This is a genomic window from Streptomyces sp. NPDC086023 (assembly GCF_044540325.1).
Classification (GTDB): domain Bacteria; phylum Actinomycetota; class Actinomycetes; order Streptomycetales; family Streptomycetaceae; genus Streptomyces.
Genome location: NZ_JBITRX010000001.1, coordinates 112520 through 126930 on the forward strand (window position 1 = coordinate 112520; position 14411 = coordinate 126930).

General features: G+C 71.8%; 14 protein-coding genes and 1 riboswitch. Of the genes, 6 read left to right on the top strand and 8 right to left on the bottom strand.

Going from position 1 to position 14411, the window contains the following annotated elements; translation table 11 throughout:
• Positions 1-116 precede the first annotated feature (116 nt).
• Together nagA and ACIF6F_RS00595 are read right to left on the bottom strand one after the other, a co-directional pair.
• A complete protein-coding gene (gene nagA, locus ACIF6F_RS00590) occupies positions 117-1268 on the bottom strand; it encodes an N-acetylglucosamine-6-phosphate deacetylase (protein ID WP_399939167.1) in 1152 nt (383 codons plus the stop codon).
• Positions 1268-2200: an ROK family protein gene (locus ACIF6F_RS00595; protein WP_399940486.1), complete on the bottom strand. Its 933-nt coding sequence runs from the start codon at positions 2198-2200 to the stop codon at positions 1268-1270. Before ACIF6F_RS00595 ends, nagA begins: the two co-directional genes overlap by 1 nt.
• 219 nt (positions 2201-2419) lie before the next feature.
• Here ACIF6F_RS00595 and ACIF6F_RS00600 point away from each other — a divergent pair, with 219 nt between their 5' ends.
• A complete protein-coding gene (locus ACIF6F_RS00600) occupies positions 2420-3637 on the top strand; it encodes an extracellular solute-binding protein (protein WP_399939170.1) in 1218 nt (405 codons plus the stop codon).
• Between the two features lie 69 nt (positions 3638-3706).
• Here ACIF6F_RS00600 and ACIF6F_RS00605 read toward each other — a convergent pair whose 3' ends face one another.
• Complete coding sequence (locus ACIF6F_RS00605) at positions 3707-3958, bottom strand: DUF3263 domain-containing protein (RefSeq protein WP_399939173.1); 252 nt, start codon at positions 3956-3958, stop codon at positions 3707-3709.
• A 9-nt stretch (positions 3959-3967) separates the two neighbouring features.
• Complete coding sequence (locus tag ACIF6F_RS00610; protein WP_399939175.1) at positions 3968-4483, bottom strand: MarR family winged helix-turn-helix transcriptional regulator; 516 nt, start codon at positions 4481-4483, stop codon at positions 3968-3970.
• 417 nt (positions 4484-4900) lie between these two features.
• On the opposite strand from ACIF6F_RS00610, the gene otsB reads away from it, so the two are divergent.
• Positions 4901-5746 (top strand): trehalose-phosphatase, encoded by an 846-nt coding sequence (gene otsB, locus ACIF6F_RS00615; protein ID WP_399939177.1) that lies wholly within the window; start codon positions 4901-4903, stop codon positions 5744-5746.
• A gap of 70 nt (positions 5747-5816) precedes the next feature.
• Here otsB and ACIF6F_RS00620 read toward each other — a convergent pair whose 3' ends face one another.
• Together ACIF6F_RS00620 and ACIF6F_RS00625 are read right to left on the bottom strand one after the other, a co-directional pair.
• A complete protein-coding gene (locus tag ACIF6F_RS00620; protein WP_399939180.1) occupies positions 5817-7220 on the bottom strand; it encodes a trehalose-6-phosphate synthase in 1404 nt (467 codons plus the stop codon).
• 9 nt (positions 7221-7229) lie between these two features.
• Positions 7230-8225, bottom strand: a complete 996-nt coding sequence (locus tag ACIF6F_RS00625) for a glucosyl-3-phosphoglycerate synthase (RefSeq protein WP_399939182.1) — start codon at positions 8223-8225, stop codon at positions 7230-7232.
• A gap of 151 nt (positions 8226-8376) precedes the next feature.
• A riboswitch (SAM riboswitch) is annotated at positions 8377-8526 on the top strand.
• On the opposite strand from ACIF6F_RS00625, the gene thrC reads away from it, so the two are divergent.
• From thrC to groL, 4 genes are all read left to right on the top strand, one after another.
• Positions 8520-9821: a threonine synthase gene (gene thrC / locus ACIF6F_RS00630; protein ID WP_399939185.1), complete on the top strand. Its 1302-nt coding sequence runs from the start codon at positions 8520-8522 to the stop codon at positions 9819-9821. Its footprint overlaps the riboswitch before it by 7 nt.
• Before the next feature lie 34 nt (positions 9822-9855).
• Positions 9856-10134 carry a ubiquitin-like small modifier protein 1 gene (locus ACIF6F_RS00635; protein WP_399939188.1) on the top strand — a complete coding sequence of 93 codons (279 nt, stop codon included), beginning with the start codon at positions 9856-9858 and terminating at the stop codon, positions 10132-10134.
• A 410-nt stretch (positions 10135-10544) separates the two neighbouring features.
• Positions 10545-10751 (top strand): cold-shock protein, encoded by a 207-nt coding sequence (locus ACIF6F_RS00640; protein WP_399939190.1) that lies wholly within the window; start codon positions 10545-10547, stop codon positions 10749-10751.
• Positions 10752-11107: 356 nt separating this feature from the next.
• Positions 11108-12727 carry a chaperonin GroEL gene (gene groL / locus ACIF6F_RS00645; RefSeq protein WP_399939193.1) on the top strand — a complete coding sequence of 540 codons (1620 nt, stop codon included), beginning with the start codon at positions 11108-11110 and terminating at the stop codon, positions 12725-12727.
• A gap of 112 nt (positions 12728-12839) precedes the next feature.
• On the opposite strand, the gene ACIF6F_RS00650 is transcribed toward groL, so the two are convergent.
• Positions 12840-13559 (bottom strand): FG-GAP repeat domain-containing protein, encoded by a 720-nt coding sequence (locus tag ACIF6F_RS00650; protein ID WP_399939195.1) that lies wholly within the window; start codon positions 13557-13559, stop codon positions 12840-12842.
• Complete coding sequence (locus ACIF6F_RS00655) at positions 13556-14290, bottom strand: FG-GAP repeat domain-containing protein (protein ID WP_399939198.1); 735 nt, start codon at positions 14288-14290, stop codon at positions 13556-13558. Before ACIF6F_RS00655 ends, ACIF6F_RS00650 begins: the two co-directional genes overlap by 4 nt.
• Positions 14291-14411: the final 121 nt, after the last annotated feature.

Here is a 14411-nt window from a genome sequence, read left to right on the forward strand (position 1 = left end):
GATCATGCCAAAAGGATGGCGGGCGGCCCAGAGCGCGGGCCGCCCGCCTTTCCCGACGGCGGCCAATCCGGGGCGAATCACATCCGAATGGCGCCTGAACGGCTGTCAGCCGGCCGTCATGCCGACGGGTTGACCACCCATTCGCCGCGCCGCATGACGCCCTTCAGCTCGAAGGCCGCGTCCAGAACCACCAGGTCGGCGTACTTGCCCGGCTCCAGGGAGCCGACCTGGTCGTACAGCCCCAGCAGCTTCGCGGGGTTCGCGGAGATGGCCTGCACCACCGACTCCACCGGGAGTCCGTCGATCGTGACCGACCTCTTGAAAGCGGTGTCCAGCGTGAGCGTCGAGCCGGCGATCGAGCCGCCCTCGGCGAGCCGCGCGACGCCGTCCTTCACCTCGACCGCGAGCGGGCCCAGCTTGTACGTGCCGTCGCCGAACCCGGCCGCGTCCATCGCGTCGGTGATCAGCGCGACCCGGTGGGCGCCGGCGTGGTGGAAGGCCAGCTCCACCGTGGCCGGGTGCAGGTGCGTGCCGTCGTTGATCAGCTCGACGGTGACCCGCTCGTCCTCCAGCAGCGCGGCGATCGGCCCCGGTGCCCGGTGGGCGAGCGCCGGCATCGCGTTGAAGAGGTGCGTGGCGACCGTCGCGCCCGCGTCGATGGCCTCGACGGTCTGCTCGTACGAGGCGTCGGTGTGCCCGATCGCGGCGATCACCCCGTGCTCGGCCAGCAGCCGTACGGAGTCCAGGCCGCCCGGCAGCTCGGTGGCGAGCGTGACCATCCGGGCCTGCCCGTGCGCGGCGTCGATCAGCTTGCGCACCTCGGCCGGGTCGGGGGCGCGCAGCAGGCCCTCGGTGTGGGCGCCCTTGCGGCACGGGGAGATGAACGGGCCCTCGAAGTGGATGCCCGCGATGTCGCCCTGCTGGGCCAGCTCGGCCAGCAGCGAGGCGCGCCGGGCCAGTTCGTCGAGGTCCTCGGTGACGGTGGAGGCGACCAGGGTGGTGGTGCCGTGCTCGCGGTGGGTGCGGACGCCGGTGAGGACGTCCTCCGCGGTGCCGGAGGTGAAGGAGGCGCCGCCGCCGCCGTGGTTGTGCATGTCGACGAAGCCGGGCACCAGCCAGTGGCCGGACAGGTCGAGCACCGGCGCGCCGTCGGGGGCGCTCCCCGCGATCCGGTCACCGGCGACGATCACGCGGCCGTTCTCGACGGTTCCGGTCGGCAGCACCACTCTGGCGCCGGAGAGAACGGTGCTGACTGCGCTTGCGGCCATCAGGCGGATACCTCCGTGGCGAGTAGATCCCAGGCGAGCAGGCCTGCGCCCAGGCATCCGGCGGTGTCCCCGAGGGCCGCCGGAACGATCTGCGGCAGCCGCTGGAACGTCACGCGTTCCCTCACGGCCGTCCTCAGCGGTGTGAACAAGGTTTCCCCGGCCTCCGCGAGCCCGCCACCGATGATCAGCGTGCGCGGGTCCAGCAGGGTGAGTGCGGTGACCAGCCCGTCCGCGAGCGCGCCGACGGCCTCGCCCCAGACGGCGAGGGCGCGCGCGTCGCCGGAGGCCACGGCCTTGGCGCAGTCCGCCGCGTCGGCCTCGGGGTCGCCGGCGGCGGCCGCCCAGGCGCGCGTGACGGCGGAGGCGGAGGCGAGGGTCTCCAGGCAGCCGCGCTGGCCGCAGCCGCACTCGGGGCCGCCGGGGCGGACCACGATGTGGCCGATCTCGCCCGCGTAGCCGTGCGCGCCCGCCTCGATGCGGCCGTCGATGCCGATGGCGCCGGCGATGCCCGTGCCGAGGGGTACGAAGAGGAAGCGGTCGGCACCGCGGCCGGCGCCGATGCGGCCCTCGGCGAGGCCGCCGGTGCGCACGTCGTGGCCGAGGGCGACCGGGATGCCGCCGAGGCGGGCGCTCAGCAGTTCCCGCATGGGTACGTCGCGCCAGCCGAGGTTCGCCGCGTACACGGCGATGCCGTTCTCGGCGTCGACGATGCCCGGCACGGCGACGCCGGCGGCCGCGGCGCTCTCGCCGTACCGCTCGCGGCCGAGCGCGCGCAGGTCGGCGGCGAACTCCAGGATCGACTCGACGACGGCCTCGGGGCCGCGCTCGCGGCCGGTGGCGCGGCGCGCCTCGTGCAGCAGCGTGCCGTCCGCGCCGACTAGGGCGGCCTTCATCCCGGTGCCGCCCACATCGAGGGCGATGACGTGTTTCACGGGTTTCACGGGGGACAGTCTCGCGTGTCGGAGAGGGAAAGGTCTAGTCCACTGAGAGGGATTGTTGACTCGCCATACAAATGAGGACCGGGACCCTCCCCTCCCTGTAAAGGTGGCGTGAGAGTGGTGTAGACCTTACGGGTACAAGTGGAACGACGATGTTGGGATACCGCTGTGAAGGCCCGTAACCGCCTGGCCGCCCTTGGCGCCGCTGTGTGCATGACCGTGACGCTGGCCGGCTGCGGAGGCCTCTCCTCTGACAACGACGTGACCCTCAAGGTCGTCGCGGCCGACTACGGGGACAGTTCCGCGAACAGCTCCACCGCCTACTGGAAGGAGCTGGCCGCCGCCTTCACCGCGAAGCACCCCGGGATCAAGGTCGACGTCAGCGTCTACTCCTGGGAGGAGGTCGACGCCAAGGTCGCCGAGATGGTCAAGAACGGCGAGGCTCCCGACGTCGCACAGATCGGCGCGTACGCCGACTACGCCGCCGACGACAAGCTCTACACCGCCGACGAGCTGCTCGCCGTCTCCACCGAGGCCGACTTCCTGGCCCCGCTCGCGGACGCCGGCAAGGTCAAGCGCGTGCAGTACGGCATCCCCTTCGTCTCCAGCACCCGGCTGCTCTTCTACAACAAGGACCTCTTCGAGAAGGCCGGCATAGCCGCGCCGCCCAAGACGTGGGCGGAGCTGGAGGCGGCGGCCAAGAAGCTCAAGGGCGAGGCCAAGACGCCCTTCGCGCTGCCGCTGGGCCGCGAGGAGGCGCAGGCCGAGACCATGCAGTGGCTGCTGGCGGGCGGCGGTGGCTACACCGACAACGACGAGGCGTACTCCATCGACTCGGCGGAGAACGTCAAGACCCTGAACTGGGTGAAGGAGCGCCTGGTCGAGGCGGGGCTGACCGGCCCGGTCAAGCCCTCGGAGCTCAACCGCCAGGCCGCCTTCGACGCGTTCTCGAACGGCGAGGTGGGCATGCTCAACGGCCACCCGGCGCTGATGAAGCAGGCCACGGCCAAGGGCGTGAAGTTCGGCATGGTGCCCCTGCCGACGCCCCGCGGCGAGGAGGAGCCGACGATGGGCGTGGCCGACTGGGTGATGGCCTTCAAGAACGGCCGGCCCAAGGAGGCGGGCGCCTTCCTCGACTACCTCTTCGAGGCGCAGAACGTCACCAGGTTCACCTCCACGTACGGCCTGCTGCCGGTGACCACCAGCGGCTCCCGCGCCATGGAGGGCGCGACCGGCGCCGACGCGGGGCTCAAGACCTTCCTCGCCGCCCTGCCCAACTCCCGGCTCTACCCGGCCGGCAAGAAGTCCTGGCCCGCGGTGAGCGAGGACATCAAGCAGAAGATCGGCAAGTCCATGGACGAGGGCCAGAGCCCCGACCGGACGCTGGAGGAGATCGCCGGCGCCGCCCGCGCGGCGGACCAGCAGCGCTGACGCCGGCGCCCGCCGGGAGGTCCCGGTACCCGACGTGCCGGACGGCCCCGCCCGCCGGGAGGACCCCGCCTACCGCCGTGCGGTGCGCCGGGCCTCCCGGATCCGGCGCAGCCGGTTCACCGTGCCCGGCGCGTGCGCGAGCGCCCGCGGGTCGTCCAGCAGGGCGTTGAGCAGCTGGTAGTACCGGACCGGGGAGATGCCCAGGCCCTCACGTATCGCGCGCTCCTTGGCGCCGGGCCCCGGCCAGCTGCGCCCCTCGTACGCGAGCACGGCGGCCTCGCGCTCCGAGAGCGCGCCCCCTGCGTGCTCGTGTTCCGTCATACCTCCACACTATCGGCGCACGCCGACAGCCCTCCCGGTGTCCCCGAGCGTCTCCAGCAGCGTCCGCAGGTCGCCCGCGAGCCGCTCCCGCTGCTCCGGGTCCAGGCCGTTGAGCAGCCGGTCCTGGGTCGCGAAGTTGTCCACCAGCGCCCGGTCGACCAGGTCGAGACCCGCCGGGGTGAGCGAGACGTGGAAGCTCCGTCCGTCCGCCTCCCGGCGGGTACGGGCGATCAGCCCCCGCGCCTCCAGGCGGTCCAGCCGCTGGGTGATGGCCCCCGACGTCACCATCGAGGCCCGCATGAGCTCCGCGGGGGTGAGCTGGTGCGGGGCGGGGCTCCTGCGGAGCGTCGCCAGCAGGTCGAAGGCGGAGGCGTCGAGGTCGTGCGCGGCGTACGTGGAGCGCAGCTCGGCGTCGATGATGTGGGAGAGGCGCTTGATCCGGCCGATGACGCCCATGGGGGAGGCGTCGGCGTCGGGTGCCTGCTCGGCCCATTGCGCGATGACGCGGTCTACGTGGTCGGTCATGACCGCACTGTAGTCGGTACCTTAGCGCTGAGATAAACCCCGGCCGACTGGCCGGCCGCCGCCGCGGGGGGCCGGTGCCGCGCGGTTCGGGGGCGCCTCGGTTCGGTGCCGCCTTCGTTCGGTGCCGCCTTGGTTCGGTGCCGCCTTGGTTCGGTGCCGCCTCGGTTCGTGCCGCCTTGGTTCGGTGGCGCCTCGGGCAGGCGCTGCCTCGGTTCGCTGCTCCGGCCGGCCGCCGCCGCCTCGGGCCGCCGCCGCCTTGGTTCGGTGCGCCTTGGTTCGGTGGCGCCTCGGGCCGGTGCCGCCCCGGGTCGGTGCTGATCCGCCCGGCCGTGCCCGGGGCCCGTGCCCGCTTCGGATGCCCGGGGGTTAAGCGGAAGCACCCCGCACCGTGGGCCGTGCGCCGGTAGGGTCGGGGCCATGGGGAGTCATCCGCACCGCATGCCCACGCCCACCACTCCCGCAGGCCGCGAAGCGCTTGACGCGCTGCTCCGCACACCGGAGCGGTCGGTCGTCGCCCTCGACTTCGACGGGACGCTCGCCGAGATCGTCCCCGACCCGGACCAGGCCCGCGCCCACCCAGGTGCGGTCCCCGCGCTGTCGGCCCTCGCGCCCCGCGTCGGCTCCGTCGCCGTGATCACCGGCCGCCCGGCGGGCGTCGCCGTACGGTACGGCGGCTTCGCCGGCGTACCCGGCCTGGAGCGACTGACCGTGCTCGGCCACTACGGCGCCGAACGCTGGGACGCGATATCCGGCACCGTCCACGCCCCCGCCCCGCACCCGGGCGTCGCGGCCGTCCGGGCCGAACTGCCCGGGTTCCTCGACGCGATCGGCGCCTGGCAGGGCACCTGGATCGAGGAGAAGGGGCGGGCCGTCGCGGTCCACACGCGCCGTGCCGCCGATCCGCAGGCCGCCTTCGAGGCCCTGCGGGAGCCGCTCGCCGAGCTGGCCCAGCGCCACGGGCTGATCGTGGAGCCCGGCCGAGCCGTCCTGGAACTCCGTCCGCCGGGCATGGACAAGGGCGTCGCCCTCGCCGAGTACCTCGCGGAGACCGGCGCGGGTGCGGTGCTGTACGCGGGCGACGACCTGGGGGACCTCGCCGCCTTCTCCGCCGTGGAGAAGCTGCGGCAGAACGGGCTGCCGGGGCTGCTGGTGTGCAGCGGCAGCGCGGAGGTCGCGGAGCTGGCCGAGCGGGCGGACCTGGTCCTGGACGGCCCTCCCGCGGTCGTCACCTTCCTGGCCGACCTGGCTGCCGCCCTGTCCTGACGGGCCGTAGCGCGGGGACCCGTGCCGGGACCCGCACCCGGCACGGGACCCGCGCGCGGCGTGGGGCCGGTTAGGCCTGTAGCTCCGCCAGTTGGGCCTCGAACCAGCGGACCGGTGGCGACGCGCAGCCGGCGGCAGCCATCCGCTTCGTGCGCTCCGTGCGCTCCGCGTCCCCCATCGACAGGGCCTCGTGCAGCGCCCGCGCCGTCGCCGACACGTCGTACGGGTTCACCACCAGCGCGTCCTCGCCCAGCTCGTCGTACGCCCCCGCCTCCCGCGAGAGCACCAGCGCGCAGCCCCGGTCCGAGACCACCGGGATCTCCTTCGCGACCAGGTTCATGCCGTCCCGCACCGGGTTCACCAGCGCCACGTCCGCCAGCCGGTACGCCGCCAGCGAGCGCGGGAAGTCGTCCTTCACGTACGTCACCACCGGCCGCCAGTCCGGGGTGCCGAACTCCGCCTCGATCTCCTCCGCCAGCCGCCCCACGCTCTCCGTGTACGAGCGGTACGAGGCCAGGTCCTGCCGCGACGGGTACGCGAAGGCCAGGTGCACCACCCGGCCCCGCCACTCGGGCCGCTCGCGCAGCAGCTCCCGGTAGGCCAGCAGGCCCCGCACGATGTTCTTGCTCAGCTCCGTCCGGTCCACCCGCACGACCGTCTTCCGCGCCGGGTCGCCGACGACCTCCCGCAGCTCGGCCAGCCGTTCCTCGACCACCGGCCGGTGCGCCAGCGTCCGCAGGTCCTCGGCGTCCACGCCCAGCGGGTGCACCGACACCGCGGGCGTCTCGCCCAGCTCCGCCGCGCAGCGCGCGAAGTCCGCGGCCCACCGCTCGGTGTGGAAGCCCACCCGGTCCGCACCCAGCATCCCGCGCAGCAGCTGCTCCCGGATGTCGTCCGGCAGGATCCGCAGGTACTCGGGCGGCGCCCACGGGGTGTGCGTGAAGTGGCCGATCCGCAGGTCGGGCCGGAGCGCGCGCAGCTGCCCCGGCACCAGCGCCAGCTGGTAGTCCTGGACCAGCACCGCCGCCCCCTGGCCCGCCTCCGCGGCCAGGGCCTCCGCGAAGGCGCGGTTGTAGGCGACGTACCCGTCCCACTGACGGCGGAACTCCGCGTCGAAGACGGGCTCGACCGGGACGTCGTACAGCATGTGGTGGACGAACCACAGCACCGAGTTGGCGATGCCGTTGTACGCGTCCTGGTAGACCCCCTCGTCGACCGCGAGCATCCGCACGCCCGCCTCGGACACCCCCCGCCGCACCGCCTCCCGGTCCCCCTCGCCCAGCGCGGCGCAGACCCAGAGCGAGCCGGGGCGCCGGGACAGGGCGGACGAGAGGCCGGAGACCAGACCACCCCCGCCGCGCCGGGCACTGAGCGTGCCGTCGGCGGCGAGGGCGTAGGAGAGGGGGCCGCGGTTGGCCGCGACGAGCACCTGCGGACCCGGCCGCGGATCCTGAAGACCGTCCTGGGTAGCCATGCGGCGAACCTAGCCCGCCTCGCGGCCGCTCAAACGTGTGTACTCCTCGATCTCCCGCATCGGCGGTCGCTCCTCCGTGTCCACGGCGTACGTCCGCGGCTCGAACCCGCCCTCGCCGCGCACGAACTGCGTCAGCTCCGGGCGGACCAGATGGCCCCGCGAGAGCCGCAGCTGCGCGGTCCGGTAGATCGCGGCCGCCATCCGCCCCAGCGCCAGCCCGTCCTGGTGCCGGTGGATCCGCACCCCGACGTCCACCTGCGCCAGCGCGTCCAGGCCCACCGTGTGCAGGGCGTCCACCAGCAGCCCCAGCTCCACCCCGTACCCGACGGGGAACGGCAGCCGCTCCAGCAGCGACCGGCGTACGGCGTACTCGCCGCCCAGCGGCTGGACGAACCCCGCCAGCCGCGGCCAGTGCAGGTTCAGCAGCGGGCGGGCCACCAGCTCCGTCACCCGGCCGCCCTGCCCGGCACCGCCGCCCGGGCCCGCGTCCGGCACCCCGCCCGCGCCGACCAGCGGCCGGTCGTACATCGCCTTGACGAACTGCACCTCGGGATCGGTCAGCAGCGGGCCGACGATCCCCGAGACGAAGGCGGCGTCGAAGTCCCGCAGGTCCGCGTCCACGAAGCAGACGATGTCCCCCGAGGTCACCAGCAGCGACCGCCACAGCACCTCGCCCTTGCCCGGCAGCGCCGGGATCCGCGGCAGGATCTCGTCCCGGTGCACCACCCGCGCGCCGGCCTTGGCGGCCACCTCGGCGGTCCGGTCGGTCGAGCCCGAGTCGACCACCACCAGCTCGTCCACCAGCGGCGTACCGGAAACCGGGTCCATCAGATCGCGCCGGACGACCTCCACGATCTCCCCGACCGTGGCCTCCTCGTCGAGCGCCGGCAGCACCACGCTGACCCGGCTGCCCCGCGCCCGTTTGGCGGCGGCCAGCTGGTCGAGCGGGCGGTCGGCAGCCGACCAGGACCGGCTGGCCAGCCAGCGCTCCACCTCTTCCAGCACCCCGGATCCCCTCGTCAGTGATCGTTCCCAGTGATCTCTATCTCGCCGTTCGGACGGAACCTTCCACCTCCCGGCCCTTCGGTTACAGTCTTGAACAACGCGGATGACCATCGCATGTCGGGGGTCGGATGCCGCGCTGACAATCGAATACCGCTCATCCAGAGGGGCAGAGGGACACGGCCCGTTGAAGCCCCGGCAACCCTCCAGCCGGTCTCGTGCGCATCGTCGCGCAGCGAGGCTCCCGGCTAGGGAAGGTGCCAATTCCGTCTCATGGCGACGTCCGCCATGGGGAAGATGAGGAGAAAGGGCCTCGCCATCATGGCTTCACAGCACGCTACCCCCACCCAGGTCGACCTCGGCCCCGCCGCCGGACTCTCCTGCCGCGAGTGCGGGACCCGCTTCGACCTCGGCCCCATCTTCGCCTGTGCCGAGTGTTTCGGGCCCCTGGAGGTGGCGTACGACCTGCCCCTCGGCGACCCGGAGACCCTCCGCAAGCAGATCGAGGCCGGCCCGAACAGCATCTGGCGCTACGCCCCGCTGCTGCCCGTCCCCGCGGACGTGGCCGGGAAGCCGAACCTGAACCCCGGCTTCACCAAGCTCGTCGACGCCGAGAACCTGGCCAGGGAGCTGGGCGTCACCGGCAAGCTCTACGTCAAGGACGACTCCGGCAACCCGACGCACTCCTTCAAGGACCGCGTCGTCGCGATCGCCGTCGAGGCCGCCCGCGCCTTCGGCTTCACCACGCTCTCCTGCTCCTCCACCGGCAACCTGGCCGGCGCCGTCGGCGCCGCCGCCGCCCGCGCCGGCTTCCGCTCCTGCGTGTTCATCCCGCACGACCTGGAGCAGGGCAAGGTCGTCATGGCCGCGGTGTACGGCGGCGACCTGGTCGGCATCGAGGGCAACTACGACGACGTCAACCGCTTCTGCTCCGAGCTCATCGGCGACCCGCTGGGCGAGGGCTGGGGCTTCGTGAACGTCAACCTCCGCCCGTACTACGGCGAGGGCTCCAAGACCCTGGCGTACGAGATCTGCGAGCAGCTCGGCTGGCAGCTGCCCGACCAGATCGTCATCCCGATCGCCTCCGGCTCGCAGCTCACGAAGATCGACAAGGGTCTCCAGGAGCTGATCAGGCTCGGTCTGGTCGAGGACAAGCCGTACAAGATCTTCGGCGCCCAGGCCGAGGGCTGCTCCCCGGTCTCCGCCGCCTTCAAGGCCGGCCACGACGTGGTCCGCCCGCAGAAGCCGAACACCATCGCCAAGTCGCTGGCCATCGGCAACCCGGCCGACGGCCCGTACGTGCTCGACATCGCCCGCCGCACCGGCGGTTACGTCGAGGACGTCAACGACGAGCAGGTCGTGGACGCCATCAAGCTGCTCGCCCGCACCGAGGGCATCTTCGCCGAGACGGCGGGCGGCGTGACCGTCGGCGTCACGAAGAAGCTGATCGAGGAGGGCCGGCTGGACCCGTCCCTCACCACGGTCGTCCTCAACACCGGTGACGGCCTCAAGACCCTGGAGGCGATCTCCGGCACCGGCCAGACCGCCACCATCCGCCCGAGCCTGGACGCGTTCCGCGCCGCCGGCCTCGCCTCCTGATCCCCCGCCGCTGCTCCCCGGAAGGCACAGCCCCATGAGCGTCAACGTCCGCATCCCCACCATCCTCCGCACCTACACGGGCGGCCAGGCCGAGGTCCCCGCCGAGGGCGCCACCCTCGCCGAGGTCATCGAGTCCCTGGAGCAGAACCACCCCGGCATCGCCGCCCGCGTGCTGGACGACCAGGGCAAGCTGCGCCGCTTCGTGAACGTGTACGTGAACGACGACGACGTGCGCTTCGAGGGCGGCCTGGAGACGGCGACCCCCGAGGGCGCCGGCATCTCCATCATTCCGGCGGTCGCGGGCGGCTGCTGAGTCCCGTTTCCGGAGCCTTTTCCGGAGACCGAATAGTTCATCGAATCGCCCCTTCCGCAAAAGCGGAGGGGGCGATTCTGGTTGATTGCGCGCGGTAGGGTTGGGGTAGCCCCCCTCGCTGTTCATGCCGCGCGCATATGAGCGAACAGCGGCATGGTCGACATCGGGTCAATGTACGTGTGCGATATGCGCTGTTGGCGCGTTTCATCCGGCCCGACTTGCCCTGCTGTAATCCGAATTTTCGTGCCTTCTCTGGATTCCGACGTGTCCTGAATTCTCGTCGGAATGACCTGTTGCAGACAGCACTGGTGCAGATACATTCAGCCGCGGTCGGCGCGTTACGGCGCAAGGTCTGACCCGGGTCCGCGAAGTGCGGCCCCGCGCAAGGGCCAGTAATAGGGGAGTTAGGCATGGCTCAGGGCACCGTCAAGTGGTTCAACGCGGAGAAGGGCTACGGCTTCATCGCGGTCGACGGTGGTGCGGACGTCTTCGTCCACTACAGCGCGATCCAGATGGACGGCTACCGCACCCTCGAGGAAGGTCAGCGAGTCGAGTTCGAGATCTCGCAGGGCCAGAAGGGTCCGCAGGCGGACATGGTCAAGCTCGCCACCAGCTGAGGCCGCGGCGCGATCGACCAACGACGCATACACGTACGAGGGGCCCGCAACCCGGGGAGGGTGCGGGCCCCTCGTGCGTGCCCGCGCGCCCCTCCGCGCGCCCCGCGTCCCCCTTGATCGTCCGTTGATCGTCCGTCTCATCCGGTGGGCGACCTCGCCTGACTCGCTTGCACTCGGGGGGGTCGAGTGCTAATCATTGGCGTTAGCACTCTCCGGGTGAGAGTGATAAAGACGAGGACTGGGTCGGTGAGGCCCGCGAGCCCCCGGGGCAAGGACCCGCAGGGCACGCAGGCCGTCCGTCGCGGGCGCTGGCGCGGTCCGGAGCATTCCACCCCAGTCCGGGAGGACCACTTCACATGGCCAAGATCATCGCGTTCGACGAGGAGGCCCGGCGCGGTCTCGAGCGCGGCATGAACCAGCTCGCCGACGCCGTCAAGGTCACCCTTGGCCCCAAGGGCCGCAACGTCGTCCTCGAGAAGAAGTGGGGCGCGCCCACGATCACCAACGATGGTGTGTCCATCGCCAAGGAGATCGAGCTCGAGGACCCGTACGAGAAGATCGGCGCCGAGCTGGTCAAGGAAGTCGCCAAGAAGACGGACGACGTCGCGGGCGACGGCACCACCACCGCGACCGTGCTCGCCCAGGCGCTCGTCCGCGAGGGCCTGCGCAACGTGGCCGCCGGCGCCAACCCGATGGCCCTGAAGCGCGGCATCGAGAAGGCCGTCGAGGCCGTCTCCGGCGCCCTGCTCGACCAGGCCAAGGAGGTCGAGACCAAGGAGCAGATCGCTTCGACCGCCTCCATCTCCGCCGCCGACACCCAGATCGGCGAGCTCATCGCCGAGGCCATGGACAAGGTCGGCAAGGAAGGCGTCATCACGGTCGAGGAGTCCCAGACCTTCGGTCTGGAGCTGGAGCTCACCGAGGGCATGCGCTTCGACAAGGGCTACATCTCGGCGTACTTCGCCACCGACATGGAGCGTATGGAGGCGTCCCTGGACGACCCGTACATCCTGATCGTCAACTCCAAGGTCAGCAACGTGAAGGACCTCCTTCCGCTGCTGGAGAAGGTCATGCAGTCCGGCAAGCCGCTGCTGATCATCGCCGAGGACGTCGACGGCGAGGCCCTGTCGACCCTGGTCGTCAACAAGATCCGCGGCACCTTCAAGTCCGTCGCCGTCAAGGCCCCGGGCTTCGGCGACCGCCGCAAGGCCATGCTGGGCGACATCGCCATCCTCACCGGTGGCACGGTCATCTCCGAGGAGGTCGGCCTCAAGCTGGAGAACGCCGGCCTGGACCTGCTCGGCCGCGCCCGCAAGGTCGTCATCACCAAGGACGAGACCACGATCGTCGACGGTGCCGGTGACAGCGACCAGGTTGCCGGTCGCGTCAACCAGATCCGCGCCGAGATCGAGAACTCCGACTCGGACTACGACCGCGAGAAGCTCCAGGAGCGCCTCGCGAAGCTCGCCGGCGGCGTGGCGGTCATCAAGGCCGGTGCCGCGACCGAGGTCGAGCTGAAGGAGCGCAAGCACCGCATCGAGGACGCCGTTCGCAACGCGAAGGCGGCCGTAGAGGAGGGCATCGTCGCCGGTGGTGGCGTGGCCCTGCTCCAGGCCTCCGCGGTCTTCGAGAAGCTGGAGCTGGACGGCGACGAGGCCACCGGTGCCAACGCCGTCAAGCTGGCCCTGGAGGCCCCGCTGAAGCAGATCGCCGTCAACGGTGGTCTTGAGGGCGGCGTCGTCGTGGAGAAGGTGCGCAACCTCCCCGTCGGCCACGGCCTGAACGCCGCGACCGGCGAGTACGTCGACATGATCGCCGAGGGCATCATCGACCCGGCCAAGGTGACCCGTTCCGCCCTGCAGAACGCGGCCTCCATCGCGGCCCTGTTCCTGACCACCGAGGCCGTCATCGCCGACAAGCCGGAGAAGGCCGCGGCCGCTCCGGGCGGCATGCCGGGCGGTGACATGGACTTCTGATCGGCCCCTGGCTGATCGGCAGGTCCTGAGGATCCACGGATCCGAAGAGCTGTACGCAGAGGGCGGCACCCCATCGGGGGTGCCGCCCTCGGGCGTTGGTGCAGTGAGGCTGTCAGCCGATCTGCGGGTAGACGTTCCAGCTGCCGCCCGCGCCGTTCGGGCCGTAGGTCGCGATGGCCTTGCGGGCGGCGAAGGTCGCCGTACCGGAGCCGCCGGTGCCGAGGTAGACGTACATCTTTCCGCTGCTGTCACGGCCGACGATGTCGGCGCGGCCGTCGCCGTTCTGGTCGCCCGAGGCGGCGATGGCGTTGTAGGTGTTCCAGCCGGAGCCGATCAGCTGGCGGGACGTGAAGGGTGCCGTGGCGCTGCCCGTGCCCCGGTAGATGTAGAGGTTGCCGTCGGTGGCCTGGGCGATCAGGTCGGTGCGGCTGTCGCCGTTGACGTCCCCGCTGCCGACCAGCGCCTTGTACGTGCCCCAGCCGCTGCCGACGCGGACCGGTGCGGCGAACCCGGTGCCGTTGCCGCTGCCGGCGCGCAGCCAGAGGACGCCCGCGGTGTCGCGGGTGACCAGGTCGCCCCGGCCGTCGCCGGTCAGGTCGCCGGGGCCGGCGACCAGGTTGGTGGTGGAGAAGTCGCCGCTGACCAGGGCGTTCTTCTTGACGTTCGTCAGCTGTCCGCCGCCGAAGGCGAGTACGGCGGCCTGGTTCGAGCCGTCGATCCCGGCGGCCGTGACCAGCTTCCTGCCCGCGGGGAAGGTGCCGGAGGTCTCGTACGACGGGTAGAGGCCGTCGGAACGGTTGTCGTGGAAGTACAGCTCGCCGGCGGCGTTCACGGCACGCGCGACTTGAAGGGCGCGGTCGAGCTGCCGCTGCCCTTGTAGTACCAGAGGTAGCCGGAGCGGTCGCGGGCCAGGACGTCGCCGACGCCGTCGCGGTCCAGGTCTCCGGCGCCGACGAGCTGGTCGTAGCCGGACCAGCCGTACCCGACCTTCGTGCGGGTGGAGAACGGGTTGCCCGTGGAGCTGCCGTTGCTCTTGTACAGGTAGAGGTCGCCGGACGGCGTGCGGGCGATCAGGTCCGGGCGGCCGTCGCGGTTCAGGTCGTCGGCGGCGACCACGCGGTCGTAGATCTGCCAGCCGGTGCCGGTCCAGGTGGGCGCGAGGGTGCCGGACACCGTCGCGGTGTGCAGCGAGAGGCGGCCGTCGGCGGTCAGCTGGAGCACCTCGGGCCGTCCGTCCCCGCGCACGTTGCCGAGGCCGATGACGTCCTTGGGCTGGGCGGCCGGGTAGCCGTAGTACGTGTAGTTCTGGGCCCGGACGTACTTCGTGGACCACATGGTCCCCTCGCCCGACGCGTACCGGAACAGCAGGTCGTTCTGCCCGTCGCCGTCCACGTCGGTGCGGGGCTTGAGGGTGGTGGCCGCGTGGGCGGTCGCGCCGCCGGCCTCGCCGGGGACCGCGGCGGGCAGGGCGGTGGCGAGCCCGCTCGCCGAGAGGACGAAGGCGGCGCAGGCCGTGAGACGGCGCAGTCGGCGGCTACGGTCGCGGCGGGTGAAGCTGGACAACTGTCTCCTCTGATGAAGTCATGACAGGCGATGGCCGCAGGCTAGTGCGGGGGCCCAGGAGCCGTAAGGGGCGGGCGGTACAACCTTTTCCGGGCTCGACGGTCGGTTCCGCCGGTGCTCT

Coding starts and splice junctions, on each gene's coding strand:
- ACIF6F_RS00600 (WP_399939170.1), top strand. CDS start 2,420: ATGACCGTGACGCTGGCCGGCTGCGGAGGCCTCTCCTCTGACAACGAC.
- groL (WP_399939193.1), top strand. CDS start 11,108: ATGGCCAAGATCATCGCGTTCGACGAGGAGGCCCGGCGCGGTCTCGAG.
- ACIF6F_RS00620 (WP_399939180.1), bottom strand. CDS start 7,220: ATGGCTACCCAGGACGGTCTTCAGGATCCGCGGCCGGGTCCGCAGGTG.
- ACIF6F_RS00610 (WP_399939175.1), bottom strand. CDS start 4,483: ATGACCGACCACGTAGACCGCGTCATCGCGCAATGGGCCGAGCAGGCA.
- ACIF6F_RS00640 (WP_399939190.1), top strand. CDS start 10,545: ATGGCTCAGGGCACCGTCAAGTGGTTCAACGCGGAGAAGGGCTACGGC.
- ACIF6F_RS00605 (WP_399939173.1), bottom strand. CDS start 3,958: ATGACGGAACACGAGCACGCAGGGGGCGCGCTCTCGGAGCGCGAGGCC.
- ACIF6F_RS00635 (WP_399939188.1), top strand. CDS start 9,856: ATGAGCGTCAACGTCCGCATCCCCACCATCCTCCGCACCTACACGGGC.
- nagA (WP_399939167.1), bottom strand. CDS start 1,268: ATGGCCGCAAGCGCAGTCAGCACCGTTCTCTCCGGCGCCAGAGTGGTG.
- thrC (WP_399939185.1), top strand. CDS start 8,520: ATGAGGAGAAAGGGCCTCGCCATCATGGCTTCACAGCACGCTACCCCC.
- otsB (WP_399939177.1), top strand. CDS start 4,901: ATGGGGAGTCATCCGCACCGCATGCCCACGCCCACCACTCCCGCAGGC.